The organism is Microcoleus harperi Pol14_C6, assembly GCF_036701295.1.
Taxonomy (GTDB): domain Bacteria; phylum Cyanobacteriota; class Cyanobacteriia; order Cyanobacteriales; family Microcoleaceae; genus Microcoleus.
Window position 1 is genome coordinate 278,904 of sequence record NZ_JAUBQN010000003.1, and the last position, 17,337, is coordinate 296,240.

At 46.0% G+C, this 17,337-nt stretch carries 14 protein-coding genes; 6 read left to right on the top strand and 8 right to left on the bottom strand.

The genetic code is table 11. The annotated features are described in order from the left end of the window. Positions 1-150: 150 nt before the first annotated feature. Positions 151-1,872 carry a putative bifunctional diguanylate cyclase/phosphodiesterase gene (locus QUA27_RS04490; protein WP_333066610.1) on the bottom strand — a complete coding sequence of 574 codons (1,722 nt, stop codon included), beginning with the start codon at positions 1,870-1,872 and terminating at the stop codon, positions 151-153. Between the two features lie 363 nt (positions 1,873-2,235). Here QUA27_RS04490 and QUA27_RS04495 point away from each other — a divergent pair, with 363 nt between their 5' ends. Beyond that, complete coding sequence (locus QUA27_RS04495) at positions 2,236-2,763, top strand: P-loop NTPase family protein (protein ID WP_333066612.1); 528 nt, start codon at positions 2,236-2,238, stop codon at positions 2,761-2,763. Between the two features lie 99 nt (positions 2,764-2,862). On the opposite strand, the gene murQ is transcribed toward QUA27_RS04495, so the two are convergent. Together murQ and QUA27_RS04505 are read right to left on the bottom strand one after the other, a co-directional pair. Beyond that, the gene (murQ, locus tag QUA27_RS04500) at positions 2,863-3,777 is read right to left on the bottom strand and encodes an N-acetylmuramic acid 6-phosphate etherase (protein ID WP_333066647.1); all 915 of its coding nucleotides are present in this window, start codon (positions 3,775-3,777) and stop codon (positions 2,863-2,865) included. Between the two features lie 181 nt (positions 3,778-3,958). Continuing rightward, positions 3,959-4,333 (bottom strand): DUF3110 domain-containing protein, encoded by a 375-nt coding sequence (locus QUA27_RS04505; protein WP_333066613.1) that lies wholly within the window; start codon positions 4,331-4,333, stop codon positions 3,959-3,961. Between the two features lie 458 nt (positions 4,334-4,791). Here QUA27_RS04505 and QUA27_RS04510 point away from each other — a divergent pair, with 458 nt between their 5' ends. The 5 genes from QUA27_RS04510 to QUA27_RS04530 all read left to right on the top strand — a co-directional run bounded on the left by QUA27_RS04510 (position 4,792) and on the right by QUA27_RS04530 (position 13,808). Next, a complete protein-coding gene (locus tag QUA27_RS04510; protein WP_333066614.1) occupies positions 4,792-11,463 on the top strand; it encodes a translocation/assembly module TamB domain-containing protein in 6,672 nt (2,223 codons plus the stop codon). A 140-nt stretch (positions 11,464-11,603) separates the two neighbouring features. Continuing rightward, positions 11,604-12,749 carry a clostripain-related cysteine peptidase gene (locus QUA27_RS04515; protein ID WP_333066615.1) on the top strand — a complete coding sequence of 382 codons (1,146 nt, stop codon included), beginning with the start codon at positions 11,604-11,606 and terminating at the stop codon, positions 12,747-12,749. A 165-nt stretch (positions 12,750-12,914) separates the two neighbouring features. Further along, entirely contained in the window at positions 12,915-13,277 is a 363-nt protein-coding gene (locus QUA27_RS04520) for a hypothetical protein (RefSeq protein ID WP_333066617.1), read from the top strand. A 97-nt stretch (positions 13,278-13,374) separates the two neighbouring features. Further along, positions 13,375-13,677 (top strand): PD-(D/E)XK nuclease family transposase, encoded by a 303-nt coding sequence (locus QUA27_RS04525; protein WP_333066619.1) that lies wholly within the window; start codon positions 13,375-13,377, stop codon positions 13,675-13,677. An 8-nt stretch (positions 13,678-13,685) separates the two neighbouring features. Continuing rightward, positions 13,686-13,808 carry a DUF4351 domain-containing protein gene (locus QUA27_RS04530; RefSeq protein ID WP_333066620.1) on the top strand — a complete coding sequence of 41 codons (123 nt, stop codon included), beginning with the start codon at positions 13,686-13,688 and terminating at the stop codon, positions 13,806-13,808. A 107-nt stretch (positions 13,809-13,915) separates the two neighbouring features. Here the strand turns inward: QUA27_RS04530 and QUA27_RS04535 are convergent, their stop codons facing one another. The 5 genes from QUA27_RS04535 to QUA27_RS04555 all read right to left on the bottom strand — a co-directional run bounded on the left by QUA27_RS04535 (position 13,916) and on the right by QUA27_RS04555 (position 17,337). Beyond that, positions 13,916-14,419: a DUF2243 domain-containing protein gene (locus tag QUA27_RS04535; protein ID WP_333066621.1), complete on the bottom strand. Its 504-nt coding sequence runs from the start codon at positions 14,417-14,419 to the stop codon at positions 13,916-13,918. A 166-nt stretch (positions 14,420-14,585) separates the two neighbouring features. Beyond that, positions 14,586-14,942, bottom strand: coding sequence for a type II toxin-antitoxin system PemK/MazF family toxin (locus QUA27_RS04540; protein ID WP_333066622.1), 357 nt, complete (start codon positions 14,940-14,942; stop codon positions 14,586-14,588). Further along, a complete protein-coding gene (locus QUA27_RS04545; RefSeq protein ID WP_015174616.1) occupies positions 14,936-15,184 on the bottom strand; it encodes an AbrB/MazE/SpoVT family DNA-binding domain-containing protein in 249 nt (82 codons plus the stop codon). The genes QUA27_RS04540 and QUA27_RS04545 overlap by 7 nt, the downstream gene beginning before the upstream one ends. Positions 15,185-15,290: 106 nt before the next feature. Further along, a complete protein-coding gene (locus QUA27_RS04550) occupies positions 15,291-15,530 on the bottom strand; it encodes a hypothetical protein (protein WP_333066623.1) in 240 nt (79 codons plus the stop codon). 292 nt (positions 15,531-15,822) lie between these two features. Continuing rightward, complete coding sequence (locus QUA27_RS04555; protein WP_333066625.1) at positions 15,823-17,337, bottom strand: GUN4 domain-containing protein; 1,515 nt, start codon at positions 17,335-17,337, stop codon at positions 15,823-15,825.

A 17,337-nucleotide genomic window follows, 5' to 3' on the forward strand; every position in this document is an offset into this window, starting at 1 on the left:
TTTAAGAGTATCATCGGGGTGGCTGTTTTGAGAGATTGGTTGTTAACAGTCCTGGACGGAAAAACACGGCGGTACGATCGCCGTTAACTTAACCGCAGGCATGGGTACTGAGTTTACGATCGCACTCCCAGTGAAAGCCAATGGTGCAGCTTAACAGTGGCTGGCAAGAGGCATAGATGCTGCATCAGACTGAAACGACTCGTTTAGCAGTTTGGTGATTGTATCAGCGTTAGCAGGGCGACAGAAGTAAAACCCTTGACCTTCATCGCAGCCTCGCGCTTGCAGGTAGTCACGCTGCTCCTTGGTTTCAATGCCTTCTGCGGTGATCGTTAACCGCAGACTTTTTGCAAGAGCAATGATGGCATCAGTAATGGTAGCGCTGTTCGGGTTAGACAGTACATCTCGGACAAACGATCGATCGATCTTGAGCATATTAACCGGAAACCGTTGCAGGTAGTTGAGGGAAGAATAACCTGTGCCAAAGTCGTCTAGGGCGAGGGACACGCCAAGTTCTCGCAGTTGCGTCAAGACTTTGACCGATCGCTCAATGTCAGTCATCAAGGCAGTTTCAGTCACTTCCAGTTCTAAATACGCAGCTTCGAGTTCGGTCTGGGCCAAAATTTGGCGAACCATCTCAACCAGATTCGTTTGCTCAAATTGTCGAGCCGACAGATTCACCGAAATCCGCAGGGCTGGCAGCCCAGCCAGTTGCCAGCTACGGGTTTGAGCGCAAGCCGTTCGCAAGATCCATTCACCAATGGGCACGATCTCGCCATTGGCTTCGGCGATCGGAATAAATTGTGCCGGAGAGACCAAACCCTCTGTAGAATGCTGCCAGCGAACCAGCGCCTCCGTTGCTGTCACCTGTCCGCTGTCGAGGTCGATCAGCGGTTGATAGAAAACCAGTAGTTCGTTACGCTCCAGCGCTCCGCGCAGGCTATTTTCTAAGATCAGTCGCTCCTGTAACTGAACGTTCATTTCGGGTGAATAAAACTGATAGTGACTCCGCCCTTGCTGGTTTGCCTGATGAAGTGCGAAGTGAGCTTGCTGAAGAAGTTGCTCTGCAGAATTGGTATTTTCTAGATGGTTCAATGTAATGCCAAGACTGGCGGTGAGGTGGATCGGTTGGCCCTCTATAGAGAAAGGTTTTGCTAGCGTACTCAGCAGCAGTTGGGATAGCTTGACCACACTCTCCAGCGAGGGGAGTTCGCTGCGAGCGATCGCAAACTCACCGTCGCCCAAACGCGCCAAGACATCTGACCGATTCATGCAGTTTACCACCCGTTGGGAAACGGCTCTAATTAGTAAGTCCCATATCCCAGGCTCCAACCCATGGCGCATTCCCGTGAAATCGTCGATACCCAATACCAGCACTGCGACTAGGGGTGAGTGATTTTGAGATCGGGTTTGATTCAGGCGATCGCAGAATAAGTCACGATTGGGCAATCCAGTCAGTTCATCGTAGTGGGTAATGTAATGAATCAATTCATCTAGTTTGTAAAGCGTTTGTGAGGAATTTGCCATCAGCGTACCGACTTCATCAGCAAACTCTGTGGGTAAGTTCGGCAATGTTCTTGTATCGAGGTAGTTTTGTAGAGCCTCCGAGGTTAAGATTACTGGAACCAGGAGGTAGCGTAGCGTATAAAGCGTTGCTGCCGTACCCGCTAATGTCGCCAGCAGAGCAATCAGCAGAACCCGGACTGATGTCTCTACAGAGTAAGCATTTGAGGTAAGAAACCAGACCATTAAGGTTAGCAAAGGAACGTGCGTGCCTAAAAATGCAACCACCATAATTTTGGCAGTGTAGCTTTTTTTCAGCCAGGGGAGATGCCCCAAGAATGAGTATAGGTTAAGGTTAGGCTTTGGTTGCATAATAGGACTCGGTTTGAAATTTCAAAGTGGGTAGAGTATCCAGCAGTCTGGTACTAGGTGCGTTGGCTTCAGAAACGGCTTTTTTAACTAAGGAGCGAGCGCCTTAGATTTGACCGATATTTTACAAATCGATCGACAATACCGAACCGCGACCGCTTGTGTGATAAAATCTCCAAGCGATCGCCAAACAACCAATATATATACTGACCCTAATCGCCTTTCTCAAGAACGTCAATGATCCGCGCCAAAAATTACCGAAATAGAGTTTTTTGAAAGCTATAAATTAGAGCGAGCTTCAGCTTTTAGTCTGCTAATAATAACTAATAACTAATAACTAATAACTAAATTACTAAAAGGGTAACTATGAAAAAAGTAGCGGTGTTTGGCAACGCTGGAGGTGGTAAATCAACTCTCAGCAAGAGATTATCGGAAATCACTGGTTTGCCACTTTACCCCTTGGATAAAATTCAATATCAATCTGGGGGCGCTGAGGTTCCCAATGAAGAATATAAGCATACGCATGAAAAAATTTTGGCGACTGACCGATGGATTATAGACGGGTTTGGTTGCATGGAAACCCTCTGGCCGCGACTCAATGAGGCGGATAGTCTGGTTTTTGTCGATTTACCGCTATACGTGCATTTTTGGTGGGTGACTAAACGGCTGATTTCAGGTAGTTTTATACCGCCAGAAGGCTGGCCTGAAAACAGTCCGATATTAAAGAGTTCAATTAATAGTTACCGCGCTCTTTGGTTGTGTCACAAGTATTTGACTCCCAGATATCGCGAGTATGTCGATCGCGCTCAAAATACCAAAAGTGTTTATCACATCAGATCCGCTGAAGAGATTTCACAATTTTTTGACTCGATCTTGCAAATGACTAATCACTAATGACTTGGGAATGGGGAATGGCGCATGGGGCATGGGGCATGATCGGCGAAAGGCATTGTGCTAACAAATCACCACTCACTAATCACTAATGACTGATGACTATTGACGAATTGATGCCACAGCCGATCGCAAATTCCCTTGAAATTCTCCCAAAATGCGATCGCACTCTTCCTTCTCTAAATTAGTCCAGTGCATCATCAAAGCTAATTTAACAGACTTGCCGCTTTTTTCGAGCAAAAAACCCGCCTCATCCCGGTTTAAATCAGTCAAATCTTGCAACATCCGCACAGCCCGATCGCGCAATTTCTTATTAGTCACTGCCACATCAACCATCCGATTGCCGTAAACCTTCCCCAGCTTTACCATTACCCCAGTCGAAATGATATTTAAAGCCATTTTTGTGACTGTACCCGCTTTCAAGCGCGTCGAACCGGCCACTACCTCCGGGCCAACCAACAACCGAATATCAACATCAGCCTCAAAATTGACTTGTTCGACGGGTACGCAGGCCATAAACACAGTTTTCGCCCCCCGCTGGCGTGCCGCCTGCAAAGCGCCCGCGACAAACGGGGTTGTACCTCCAGCCGTAATCCCGACAACCACATCTAAGTTGGTAATGTGACGGTGGGCGATCGCCTCGGCCCCATCCTCAGCCCGATCCTCCAAATCCTCCGAACTCCGCACCAAAGCCCCCGCACCCCCGGCAATTATGCCCTGTACGAGTTCGGGCGGCGTGCAGAAGGTGGGGGGACACTCGGCCGCATCCAGCACCCCCAAACGCCCGGAAGTACCCGCACCGACGTAAAACAGGCGGCCTCCTAGACGCAGAGACTCGGCTGCAATGTCGATGGCTTGGGCTAACTCTTTGCGGGCACGGGCGATCGCGCTTAAGGTTTGGGCGTCTTCCCGGTTGAACAAGTCCACTAATTCGATCGAACTGAGTTGGTCTAAATTCTCGCTGTTGACATTCACCTGTTCCGTCAGCAGATGGCCCCGTTCTTCCAAATTCTTCATAATTTTTTCTGCGTTATTGGTCATGGGTCATGGGTCATGGGTCATGGGTTATGGGTCATTGGTCATTGATTTAGAGGGAAACCGCAGATAAACGCAGATAAACGCAGATGCTTTTCAAGATTACAGAGCTATTTTTGCAATTAGACTCTACTAATGACTGCTGACTAATGACTGCTGACTCTCACAAAAGTCCTTCGAGTCGGCGGCGAATAGAATCCAGTTCGTTTTGGGAAACGTCAGAATCTGGATCTGGATCGGGTTCGGGCTCCGGCTGCCACTGAGTCTGTGTTACATTGTCTTCTGGCGGGATCGCCAGCGCGCCGGCAGGCACCAGTTCCCAATCATAATCAACACTGTCGCAGAACTCCTTAATTTCCTCCTCGTCGATCGCCTCAACCGTGGGCTCTGGGAAATCCTGAGCTTCCAACATCACGCCAAAGCGGGTGGCGTCGTCTTCTGACTCAAACATCAGAACTTTATTGCGATCGCCGAGTTGAATGGTATGAATTCCCTCATTCTCGGTGCGGGCATTGAAGAGTAAGACGAACACTCGCATAAGTTTTAAAGACCTTCTTAACCACCGTTTTTTTATCTTAGGAGCGATCGGGCAACCGATTTTAAATTTTATATTTTAGATTTTAGATTGACCACCGATCCTGCACTGGCGGGATCGAAAGGAATTGGGGCATTTGGACGCCTTGGTTTGATATTTGAGATTTGAGATTGACCACCCATCCCGCACAGCGGGGGGAATCTAGGGGATTTGGGGGAGCTGGACGACTTGGTTTTAGGTGGTGTTGCGTGTTTTGATTAAGTTCGGTAAAGGTTTCTGGAGTCTACTCTGGAGTGGGGGCGTGCCTTTTGCGTGCGTTTGATCTGGGGATCGGCACTTCCGACCTCACTTTTGAGTCTACCAAAGACAGAAGGCACCCTGGCGAATCACAGAGATTATACCTGTCTAGAATCGGCTGATTTCCTATAATTCCTGAATTCTCTGATTTTTGAGAAACACCCATGACTAACTCGGACGATAACAAAAATCAACTCGCACCCCGTCCCCATCGCCGGTGGTGGCGTCTGCTGCTGCTTAGCGGTACGGGATTAGGTATTCTCGCCTTGGTGGGGGCGGCGGTAGGATACCAGTGGGTGCGGGAAAAGTTAGCTCCTTTGGTGGAAACGGAAGTCAGTCAGTTGCTGAAGCGACCTGTGCAACTCGGACGTTTGGAGGGATTTTCTCTGACAGGTTTGCGGTTTGGCCGATCGACTTTACCTGCAACTCCTACCGATCCCGATTACGCTTCTACTGAAGCAGTGGAAGTGCAGTTTTCGGTTTTGCCACTGCTGTTCAACCGCACTCTCAAATTAGATATTACCCTAGTTAAACCTAGCGCTTATATCGAACAGGATGCTCAAGGCCGCTGGGTTAATATTCCAACTGCAGAGCGGAAATCTCCGGGTTTATTTAAAACTGAAGTTGAGGCAATTCGAGCTGAAAATGTCGCCGCAGTTTTGGTGCCGAGTCCCGCAGTCGGACAGAAAACTTCGGCTCCGATTTCTGTAAGCTTGAAAAATGGCAGCGCTCTCTTTCGCGACCAAAATCAGCGCGTTCTCTACGAACTAAACGGTCAGTTTACTAACAGCGATAATTTTATAGTAAAAGCAGATTCTCTGTTACCTGCCGCTCAAACTAACGTGCAGTTGCAAGGTCAAAATTTGCCTTTGCCCGACCTTGCTCGCTTGCTGAAACTTCCCCGCATTTATTTACAAAAAGGTCTGGCAAATGGCAATTTGACCGTAAAATTGCGAGACAATAAAGTATCGGAAATTACCGGAACCGCTAGTTTTGGAGGAGTGCAAGCGAGTATTTCTCCGCTGAAACAGATCGTACAAAATAGCAGCGGTCAGTTGCGGTTTCAGGGAACTAATGTGATTGTCGATAGTCTAACGGCTAATTACGGTTTAATTCCGCTTAGAATAGCAGGAACAGTTGCCACTGGAACCAATTTTAATTTGGAGAACGCTAGCTTCAATCTGACAACGAACGTGCAACCAGTCGCCTTGGCAAGTGTTGTCAGTGCGGTGGAGACAGAGTTAGGGAAGAAAGTAGTATTACCCGTGGCTGTGGCGGGGGAAGTGAAGGCGGATGCCAAGCTGACTGGAACAGTTGCAATGCCGGTGCTGACAGGTGCGATCGCCTCGACAAAACCCGCTACGGTCGATCGGCTTCAATTAAATAATATTAGCACTAATTTCAAATTGGAACGGGGGAGAATGGCTCAAACCCCAACTCCTAATTCTCAATCTTCTATTCCCCCGTTTTCCTCTTTAGGTTTGACTTTGAGCGATATTTTGGTAGTGCCGGCGGCGGGGGGTAAAATTGGCGGTAAAGGTGAACTCGATATTGCTTTGAAAAGTAAGAATTCGCCATCAGGTTTGGTGTTTGACTTCCAAGTTGAAAATGTACCCGGAGACGCGATCGCCCAAATTTACGCTCTCCCAATTCCTGCTGGTGTTAATATTGGCAATGTCTCCGCAAAAGCTCAAATTTTCGGTCCGTTAGACAACATTCAAGGTAGAGTTCAATGGCAAGCACCGCAAGGAACTTTCCCCGCAGCGGGCGAAATTCGAGCCACAAGGAATTTGGCAGATTTGCAAAATACAGTTGTGAAAATTGGCAACGCTTCTGTTAACGTAGATGCTGCGCTAAAAGACCGTCAGTGGCAAGCTATGATTGAGGGCGATCGCGTGGCCCTCAACAGTTTGCAGCAAGTTCTGCCGGGGCTTAATTTGCCTCCTGAAGTAGCGGGTTTGTTCAGCGGAACCGTCGAAGCTGCGGGAACTCTGGACGATTTGAGTTTAAATGCGATCGCTGCGACGGGCAAAGGAACGCTGAATATTGCTGACAGTATTGTTGATGTTAATGGCGAACTAGAATCGGGGAACTGGCAAGTTGTTGGCAACACTGAAAAAGTAGCTGTCAATCAATTGATTGATATTGGCTTGCCGTTTTTAAGACGGGAAATGACCGCCAATCAAGACAATCTAAAATCCAAAATCCAAAACCTCAAATCGCTCGGCGGACAGCTAGCAGGTGAATTTCAAGTCGCGGGAAATGTTGACAATTTGACTGCTGGCGGAATCAATGTTAATGCCAACGGTAGGCTAAATTTGGCCGACAGCAATGTCAATTTAAACGGAGAATTGGTAGCGGGAAACTGGCAAGCAACAGCACAAACAGATCGCACTTCCATCAGCCGCTTAGTAGATTTAGGATGGCCGATTTTAGATGTGGTTTCAGCATTCAATCCCGAAAATCAGCAATCTGCCAATCTCAACAATCTCAAATCCAAAATCCAAAATCTAAAATCAATCGACGGACTGCTATCGAGTCAAATTACAGCATCGGGAAGTCTTGACAATTTGACTGCTAGCAGCATCAATGCCAGTGGCAGCGGCAGACTCAATCTTGCTGGCAGCAATGTTAATTTAAAAGGAGAATTGGTAGCCGGAAAGTGGCAGGGAACGGCAGAAACCGATCGCACTTCCATCAGGCGCTTAGGAGATTTAGGATTGCCCCTGTTAGATGTTGGCTTAGCTTTCGCTGCTGACAATCCCCAAACAGTCGCCAATATCAACAATCTAAAATCCAAAATCCAAAATCTCCAATCGCTTGACGGACAAATATCTAATCAAATTCAAGCTAGGGGCAGTCTGGATAATTCAACCGCCGCTGACATAGGCGTCAGCAGCAGCGGCAAACTCAATATAGGGGACGGTACTGTTGCTTTTAGAGGTAAATTAGAAGACAGACGCTGGCAAGCTTTCGCCGATGCCGATCGAGTTATTCTCAGTCGCTTAGAACAAACTGTTCGCAATCTCCAACTGTTTCCGCTGACGGCGACTTTGCCGAAAGGATTTGACGGCAGAGTTAACGGCGAATTCCAAGCAGCGGGCAGTTTGGATAACTTGACAGCCAAGGGAATTAGTGGTAGCGGAGAAGGACGGATTTTGGTTGATCGACTCGGGGCGATCGATACTACTGCCAAATTAGAAAACGGCAACTTGCAAGCATTGCTGGAAACAAACGGAATTGCCGTCAGTAATTTAGAACAAACCCTCAAACAAACAGGTTTGCTGACAGCGGATTTACCGCCAGAAATTAACGGAACCCTCGACGGAAAAGTCCGCATTTTGGGAACAGTAGATAATCTAACCGCCAACGGCATTACCGCCAACGGCGACGGACAAATTCGACTCGCCAACGGCGGAGGAATTGTCAATGCTAAAGGCAGCGCGGCATCGGGGAATTGGCGCGCGTCTATTGAGGGGGAGCAAATTGCTCTAAGTCGCTTCCAGCAAGCCTTTGAGTCGCAGCGACAAAGCTTGCAAGCCCAAGGTGTAGCCTCTGGTGCCCAAAATCTCCCCCAGCTTAGAGGACTGTTTAACGGCAATATCAATTTATCCGGCCCGATTGCCGCTTCCCCACAAACAGTTCGCGCCGGCGGCAGTTTCCGCATTTCGGAATTGCCGTTTTTGAAACAACCTTTTGAGGCAGTATTTAATTGGGACGGCAAACGGGTGGAAATTGAGAACGCCACAACTCCGGGTTTGACAGCAAACGGCTTTGTTAACGTTGAACTCACAGGTAAAGGAGGGCCCTCAATTTCCAACTTAGATTTGGATGTCAGACTCGCCAACTTTAACCTGGAAGCTTTACCAGCAGAACAACTAGGATTTTTGTCTAGAATTGCGGACAAAAATTCCTCACAGCAAAACCAGCCCCTGCGCGGCAATGTCGATTTTACCGGCAGCCTCACCGGAACCCTCGCCGCCCTCAGCTTAGTTGGCGACGTGGAAGTGCGGGATTTAGCGGTAAATCAAATCGCTTTTGACCCGGTACTGGCGGGGACTGTGAATGCGGATGCTGGGAAAAGTGTAGATTTGCGTTTGGCCGGCGCCAGCGACAAAATTGAAGTAGCTTTAAATCAATCTTTTCTGCCGACATCTTTCTTAATTCAACGCGGGGAATCTGTGGCTAGCGGCCAAACCGAGGGAGAAACTTTGCGAGTTAATTTAAGCGATTTTCCCCTCGCGGCTTTGAATCTATCACCCGGTAAAGAGGTCGGTTTGGGGCCGATAACCGGTACGGTTTCGGGACAAGTAAATGTGCCCGGTTGGAAGATGCCGTTAAATCCGGCGACTTTGCAAGCAAGCGGACAAATTGCGATCGCCCAACCGGCGATCGGCTACATTAAAGGTGACAGTTTCCAAGCCGAATTCAGCTACGCTAACGGCAGCGCCACTCTCACAAATGGCATATTCCGCCAAGGCAGCGGTCAATACTTAATTTCCGGCAATGTTCAAACAGGCGCAAACCCACAATTTGCCGGGAAAGTTAACGTCCAGCAAGGCAATTTGCAGCAGGTTTTAGCCGCTTTGCAATATTTCAATTTAGGCGACTTGGCGAGAGGCTTAAAACCTCCGGTTTACGGCGACAGTGGTGACGTGCAAACTGTAGCAGTGGGAGAACCGGATGCCCCGCTAATCGAACAGTTGCGCCGCTTGGCAGAAATTGAAACAATTTTGCAGCAGCAGCAGGCAGTAAAAGCATCAGAAAAATTGCCTCCCTTATCTCAATTGCAAGGCACTTTTGGCGCCGAAATTGCTGTCGCCGGTTCTTTGCAGACGGGTGTGCAAGCTCAATTTAACGTGAAAGGCGATAACTGGCAGTGGGGAAAATATGTCGCTGAAAAGTTCAGCATAGAAGGCAGTTTTCAGGACGGAATTTTAACTGTTTTGCCTTTGGAAATTAGATCGGGCAAAAGTGCGATCGGCTTTTCGGGACAACTGGGGCAAAAAGCTCAATCCGGGCAGTTGCGGGTAGAAAATGTGCCCGTGGAAGAGTTGGCAAAACTGGTGGAATTGCCTTTTGTGGATGTCACGGGAAATTTGAATTTGCGGGCGAATTTAGCCGGCAGTTTGGAAAACCCGCAAGCCACGGGAGAATTGAGTTTGGTTGAGGGTACGCTAAACGGAGAACCGATTAAACAAGCCGACGGGAGTTTCAGTTACAGCAACGCCCGCCTGAATTTTGGCGGCAGCGCTTTGGTAACTCAAACCGAACCGATTGAAGTGCAGGGAAGTTTGCCTTTTGAGTTGCCGTTTGCCGCCGTGAAAGCTGATAGCAATCAAATTGATGTGAGGGCGAATTTGCAAAATGAAGGTTTGGCAATTATTAATGTATTGACTCCGCAAGTGGCGTGGGTCAGCGGTCAGGGACAGGTGCAAATTCGCGTCGGAGGAACGCTGCAAGACCCTGTAGCGCAAGGAATTGCGAATTTTGAAAATGCAACTGTCCGCGCGAGAGCCTTCCCAGAACCGCTGACAGGGCTGACTGGGACGGTGCGCTTTGAGGGCGATCGTATTCGGGTAGAGGGAATTCGGGGACAGTTGAGTCAGGGACAAGTTGTGGCCGCTGGCGTGATTCCGCTGTCTGTGCCCTTCGCCGAGGGCGATGTCGATGCGGATAATCCTTTGGCTGTGAATCTCGACAAGTTGGCAGTGAACCTCAGAGGATTGTACAGCGGTGGCGTTGTTGGTCAAGTGCAGGCAAGGGGCACGGCTAGACGCCCGCAGTTGAGCGGTAATATTGAACTGTACAATGGCGAAGTATTTCTCCGGAGTCCCGGCGGCGGCACAACTGAGTTAGCTTCTTCCTCTTCTGCTTCTGATTCTGATTCTGATTCCACATCTTCCCCTTCTCCTGCGACTGAGGTTTCTGATTCCCCTACAACTGAGGTTTCTCCTTCTCCTGCAACTGCTACTTCCCCTTCCTTTGAAGTTGGATTGAACGATTTGCGGCTGAATTTGGGCCGGGGAATTCGGGTCACAAGTGCGCCGATATTGAGTTTTCAGGCGACTGGGGGCTTGACGGTGAATGGAACTTTAGATGACCTTCGCCCGGAGGGTACGATTCGGTTGACTTCCGGGTCGGTGAATTTGTTTACGACAGAGTTTAGACTCGATCGAGGATACCCACAGACTGCGACCTTTGTACCAACACAAGGACTCGATCCGACGCTGGATGTGAGATTAGCAACTTCGGTGCAGGAAGTAACGCGGTTCCGCACTCCCGGCACATCTGTAGCCTCTGAAATCGCAGACGAACCGACAAGTTTCGGCAATGTGCGGAGTGTCCGAATTCAAGCGTTAGTGCAGGGAAGGGCTTCTCAGTTGGCGGAAAGTCTGGAGTTGAGGAGTTCTCCGAGTCGATCGGAAACAGAGATTGTAGCGCTGTTGGGCGGCAGTTTCGTGCAGACTTTGGGGCAGGGAGATAGTACACTGGCGATTGCAAATTTAGCGGGTGCGGGTTTATTGAACAACATTCAATCTGCGATTACTAACGCCACAGGATTGAGTGAATTTCGCTTATTTCCCACTCGGATTAGAGGCAACGAAGCACAAACAGCTAGTTCCAGTTCTGGTGCGGGTTCTCTCGGTTTAGGTTTAGAAGTTGGGTTTGACATCACGCGCAATATTTCAGCGTCAATCATTCGAGTTTTGTCAGCAAATCAACCAACTGAATTTACTGTGCGCTATCGATTGAGCGATAAAATTTTACTCAGGAGTTCCAGTAATTTTCAAGGAGACAACCGCGTCACTGCTGAATATGAATTGAGGTTTTAGTTAGCCAAAAATACTGCCTACAAAAAGCTGAATATCCTCAATCCGGAGCAGAGAAGGTGAAAAGAAGGGAAGCCATAAAAGTGATAACAGTAAGTATTAGTTCTTTAATAGAGACAATATATTACTCTGGAAACCAATATATGCTTGGAAGTACGGTAAAAAATCATTATGACTGGATATTACTCTACTGGATGCCCTATGACAATAATCTCTCAAGATTCGGACAGCCAATTATTCAAATGCTAAGTAAAGGTGTAAAAAATGACAAGGTTTTGGTAGTAGTACAATCAGACTTTAGTGGAGCAGCACAAGTTTCTAGAAGCATCCTTAGCCAAGGTAAAGTTGATACGCAATACTTAGAAACAGCAGATAGTAGTAGTCCAGAAGTCTTGAGTGAGTATCTGACTTGGGCACAATCTCAATTTCAAGCCAAACGCTGGGCTATTGTGTTTTTAGGTCATAGTGGAACGCTTATGGAAATCAGCCCCGACGAACATCCCACGTCGCCTTCAATTTCAGAAATTAGATGGATGAATCTTCAAAAAATAAATCAAGTTATATTTAATTTTAACCAATCTGTAAAGGGAAACCTCGAATTATTATTTTTTCAAAATTGTAACAAAGGAAATATTGAAGTACACCATACCTTCCAAAATACTGCTAAGTATACGCTTTCATCTCAACTCCAACTTGGAGCTCCAAATTACTATTATGAGCAATTGTTAAGTCATTTGAGCGATTATCCAGAGATTGATGGTTCTCAGCTAGCTAAAAAGATTATGGATTGTGAACGACGGGATATGTACCATAGTTTGACATTAACTAACAATCATTATTTCCGCTACTTTGCCGAAAAACTTAATGCTGTGATTGATTGTATTTTGCAAGCAGATATTGTGCCTGTAAAAGTTTTTATATCCTCAATTTTAGGACCTGAAGTCAATTTTTCCAATAACACTACTGTAGGAGTTTATAATAGCTCTGGAGAAACCTTTGTTGATTTCGCAAATTTTTTACAAAAACTTACCCAATTATCAGGTGCAAGTCCGTCCGCTTGTAACGATTTAGTTTCATTTTTAAATAATTTCCTCATTCAGAGAGTGCAACAGAATGGTGAATTACTTGACTCAAGAATTAGAAATAAGTATAAAAACTTATCAGGCTTAGGTTTATTCTTACCTAGAAATCGGCATCAACTGGAAAAGTATTTGTATTTATCGGTTTATTCAGACTTAAAGCTTGTAGAGCTTTTTGAGGCAGTTGTATTCGAGACAAAAAAGAACTAAAGGTATTGGGGATATTTTACTTTCCCGACTTCACAGAAGCAGTCTGGGAGGTAAAACAACAGCCAGCATTCGCTCCCAATTCCCACTTCCCAATGCTATAATATAAATAGCAGAATTAAAGCCCTGCTGCCAACCCCGCACACAAGGTTATAGGAGTTAAGTCAAATGGCAAACAAACTCCAAGTAAAAACAGAGTCGATCGGCTACAGCGACTTTTACTGGAACCGCTTTAGCCCGAGAGTGGCGACTATCAGCAGTGTCCGCAACGCCAATCATTGGGACGGCGGATTTATCACCTATATTGCATTTCCCACCAAAGTAGAAGCTACAGCAGCAATGAAATATTTGCTTTTGCATCAAAAAGCTGCTGATGTCGATATGCGGAAAGCCAAGCGAATGAAAGCAAAAGGCATTCGGTGGGAACTCAAAATTCGGGGTTTAGCTTTTAATGAAGTGCTGAAGCTTGCGACGATGGACATATCTGGAAAGCTAGTGATGTCGCCTGCTACTACTCAAGCCACAGGCTGATAATTGAAAAACTTCGTAGTTGCGCTAAGGGTGGTAAAGCGCAACTACCAACCTAAAAATCCCTAAGATATTGCATTTTCCTTCTTCCTTCTACAATATGCGTTTCATCATCCCCAAAGCAGACTTTGCATTCAAAAGAATATTTTCATATTCAGAACATCCTGAAATTTTAATCCGCTTCCTAAATGCAATGCTGTATAACGGAGAACGGATCATCCAAGAAATAGAAATCATTAACCCTTATTCAGCAGGAAGCGTTACAGGATTGAAAGACACTTACCTGGATGTCAAGGCCAAGATTACCGGCCACAAAACCGTGGTTGTGGAACTTCAGGTACTCAACGCCGCCGCCAAGGAATCGAACAGGGAATCGAAAGGGGTAAAATTGAGGGGGAAATAGGATTAATTATGCGTCCGATCGTGCGGCGGGTGGGAGATGTTACACTGGAATTTCAAACTAGCATCCAGGGATTATCTGCGGAACACTTAGATGATTTGCCAGAAGATTTGTTGGATTTTAGGAGTCAATAGGATTTGATCGCGTGGTTGGAGTCTGCGGCGGGATGAACTGATGAGTTAAAAAGAGAGTGGGGGATTTGTAACGCGGATTTGGTAAAATTCCCAATCTGTGCATTCATTTAAACTTTAGTATCTGCGGGAACTTCCCTCTGTACCAGCATCCAACCTAACAGGGCTAAACTAACTCCAAGAGCGAGAAATCCTAAATCCCAAGCTAACTCGTTGATACCGGGTTTGACGTGGTGGATTCCCAAAATTTGATGGTCAACAATGCCTTCAACAAAGTCAAACAATCCAGCACCAATTAATATGGAACCGAAAAAAGTTTGAGTTGACAAAGGAACATCTTTGCGCTTCACAGCACGCCACAAACAGAAGATGCCAGCTACTGTTACCAACCAATCCGCAGCGTGAAACAGTCCATCTCCAAGGGTATTTAATTCTAAACCGGCAACAGTAGCATCGGTTTTAACGCTGCTAAACATATGGTGCCACTGGAGGAGTTGGTGCAGGACAATGCCGTCAAAAAATCCGGATTGACCGATACCGAGGAGAATTCCTGCGATAATTAGAGGTCGGCGGTTGTTAGCTGCGGTGGTTGGTGCGTTTGTGCGATCGTCCAATGGAAAACCTCAGATTTAACTGCTGAGCCTGGGTCTGTGAAGGGATTTGCCAGTACATTTTGTAGTTTTGCTGGGGAGGAAGGGCGATCGCATCATCCGCGAGAGAGATTTCTGGATACTCTTGATGCTTAATGCCAACTACAAATCTAGTTTATAATTTGATTAACTATTCATCAACAGTCATATTCTCAAACAAAATAGGTTGAATTCGCCTCAAAACTTCCTCAATTATATCTGAGCGACATTCACTAAGAAAACTTGCCTGCCTTGCGCGATAATCTAAAGAACGGAGTTGATCCGTCATAATTACACCTGTTATCGCTTCACCTTCTGGAATGGGAACATAAAACGGATTTTTGCGTTGTGTGTTGCTGATGGGACAAACAAACACAAACCCCATTTTTCGGTTAAATTTAGTTTGACTCACAACCAGTGCAGGTCTAGTCCCCATTTGTTCGTGTCCTGATTGAGGGTCAAAATTGAGGCGAATAAAATGACCTCGTTCGGGGATATAGTTTACCAAACCTCCTCTCCTTCTGGTTTTCCCCAAGAGACTTCTTCGCTAGATTCTATTTCGCCTGCCAATAATTCATCTAGGGTATACTTTGATATTTTATTATTTACAGGCTCTATGACCAGTTTCCCATTTTCTATGCTACAAATTACTGAATCTTCGGCTTTAAGGTTTAGAAACTTTACTATGTAGTCTGGTATTGGCAAAGCCAAGGAATTACCTAATTTGCTGATGTGTATTTTTGCTGTCATACATTTGCGATGTTAACACTCAGGTTTATTTATTAAAACACAATATTGGGCGGGGCAGGTTTATTGAGATTGCTGTTTATAGACATAGATGTTGGTGAACCCGCCGCTACATAACCTTTGTCGGTGCAAATACTGCTTCTAGGGCTTTCGGCAATTCTATCGGCACGAAATATGCGACTGGATACAAATAATCTGCGCCTAATTCGTCAATAACTCGGAGAAATTGATGTTCCGCAGCGCGATTATCGGGTATGATTCGATAAATTTTTCGCACTTCCAAGGATGCTTGATAGTCTTGATTGTTAATGCAAACTACAAATTGTGTTTCTAAGTTATGGGGATTCATGACTCCTCCTATAAAATATATTTGATTTTGATTTATTTTTTTCCAATGCCGTGTGCTTCGTACCAATGTAGATAAGCTTCGCAGGCTGTACCATCAGTAAGGATAATTGTTGCAATTCCTTTGAGGTTTCTCAACGTCCATTGCCATAAACTTTCCGCAAACGTTCTACTACCCGAATTGAGTTGCCCACTACTATTGTTTCAATATTAGTAATATTTTCGATAATTTCAAAGTTCATTCTACATCAAATATTAAACTTTGCTAACTGTTTTCGACGCGAGAGAAGAGACACTCACTCCAACCAACAAAACCACCAACACAACTCACTACACCAGCAAAACCGCCAATACTCTATACTACTAAATATATTTCCGCCCAGAACAGACACAGGAAGATGTCCTGGCGCTGTATTCTTCTCTGAGAAAGTGAGGTCGTCGTAGTACAGCCATTTGCCGTTTTTTCGCCAGCCCACCGTATCTCCAAACGTCTCCCATATTGCTTCATCATGTTGAGTGGTTCCCCCTAGACTTTGATAAATGCGTTTCTGCACGCTAAAGCCGAAGTTACCGTTAGAATACTTTACCCAAAGTTGGTCAATGGTACTTAATTCATCGCAGGGAAATTTTTCAATACTTTTTGTGTCCAGCAATCCTTCTTTCTCCCTACCCGCCGCCTTCAAAATCAGTCTCAGCGTTTCCCTATCCGCTTCTTTCCACCTTCGGGCAGCGAGTAAATCGCGCAGATTTGTGTAGTCTAGTCCCCGATCAGATTTGAGAGGAATATCAGCCTCAGTACGAGTAGTATTCGTTACAGGAGTAGATTTTGAAGAAACTCGCGATTCCGATCGCTTTTCAACGCTGGCACCAACAGAATTATTTTGAGAAGATACGTCAGTTTCTCTCCTTGACACAACAATTCTTTTAATTCCATTAATAGCATCTATATCGCCCGGAGATGCTGCTAATACGCGAATCCACCACTGTTCTGCCAGATCAAAATCTTTGTTTACTTCCGCATAATAAGCATCAACTTTGATTTTAGCAACATCATATAAAGTTGCATATTGTGGGCAAATAATTAAGTGTGACTTCGCGATCGGCTCTGCAATAACGTAAGGTGTTTGTCGCACTTTTTTGCTTTTGTATTGCCGGATTAGTTCAGGAACTCGTGAGTTCAAATAATGATCTAATCGCTCAACAGTTGCACATTTACCTTGAACGCCCAACCCCTCAAGCAGTGCTTTTGTAAAAATACCCTGCTGTAAATCTTCGATTTCATAGGACAATTCATTAGGACTGCAAGAAAAAAAGGTAATAACTCCCTTTTGTCGCGCAACTTCAGTGGCTTGATTGCCGATTCCTTCTCCCGATTTACTCCCTTGATCCCGACAAGCATCCAGAATCAAAATAACATTATCAGCACCGCAGCGGCGCAGGCGTTCAGTCACGAAATTAATCGGAATTGCCGTATTCTCAATATCTCCCGGATCGCCATCGCACGGCATCAAATAATCAGAGCCGTTATGGGGCATTCCGTGACCGCTGAAGAAAAACCAAAAGTTATCTCCATCCCCCAAAAAAGGTTTTTCAAACATCGTCCTCAAAACTCGTTTCAGATTGATAAAAGAAGGACGAGTTGGTATACCTTTAATATCAGGAGAGTCCTCTGAGAATAAAAGAACTTTCTCAAACCCCCCGCGAACGCGAAAAAATTCACGCATTAACTCTGCATCCCGCTTGGCATATTTCAGCGGAGTTAGGAAATCATAGGCATTGATGCCAATTGATATGGCTAAATTTTTTCCCAT

Coding starts and splice junctions, on each gene's coding strand:
- QUA27_RS04530 (WP_333066620.1), top strand. CDS start 13,686: ATGCGTCCGATCGTGCGGCGGGTGGGAGATGTTACACTGGAATTTCAA.
- QUA27_RS04550 (WP_333066623.1), bottom strand. CDS start 15,530: ATGAATCCCCATAACTTAGAAACACAATTTGTAGTTTGCATTAACAAT.
- QUA27_RS04490 (WP_333066610.1), bottom strand. CDS start 1,872: ATGCAACCAAAGCCTAACCTTAACCTATACTCATTCTTGGGGCATCTC.
- QUA27_RS04555 (WP_333066625.1), bottom strand. CDS start 17,337: ATGGGAAAAAATTTAGCCATATCAATTGGCATCAATGCCTATGATTTC.
- murQ (WP_333066647.1), bottom strand. CDS start 3,777: ATGAAGAATTTGGAAGAACGGGGCCATCTGCTGACGGAACAGGTGAAT.
- QUA27_RS04495 (WP_333066612.1), top strand. CDS start 2,236: ATGAAAAAAGTAGCGGTGTTTGGCAACGCTGGAGGTGGTAAATCAACT.
- QUA27_RS04520 (WP_333066617.1), top strand. CDS start 12,915: ATGGCAAACAAACTCCAAGTAAAAACAGAGTCGATCGGCTACAGCGAC.
- QUA27_RS04515 (WP_333066615.1), top strand. CDS start 11,604: ATGCTTGGAAGTACGGTAAAAAATCATTATGACTGGATATTACTCTAC.
- QUA27_RS04525 (WP_333066619.1), top strand. CDS start 13,375: ATGCGTTTCATCATCCCCAAAGCAGACTTTGCATTCAAAAGAATATTT.
- QUA27_RS04505 (WP_333066613.1), bottom strand. CDS start 4,333: ATGCGAGTGTTCGTCTTACTCTTCAATGCCCGCACCGAGAATGAGGGA.
- QUA27_RS04510 (WP_333066614.1), top strand. CDS start 4,792: ATGACTAACTCGGACGATAACAAAAATCAACTCGCACCCCGTCCCCAT.
- QUA27_RS04545 (WP_015174616.1), bottom strand. CDS start 15,184: ATGACAGCAAAAATACACATCAGCAAATTAGGTAATTCCTTGGCTTTG.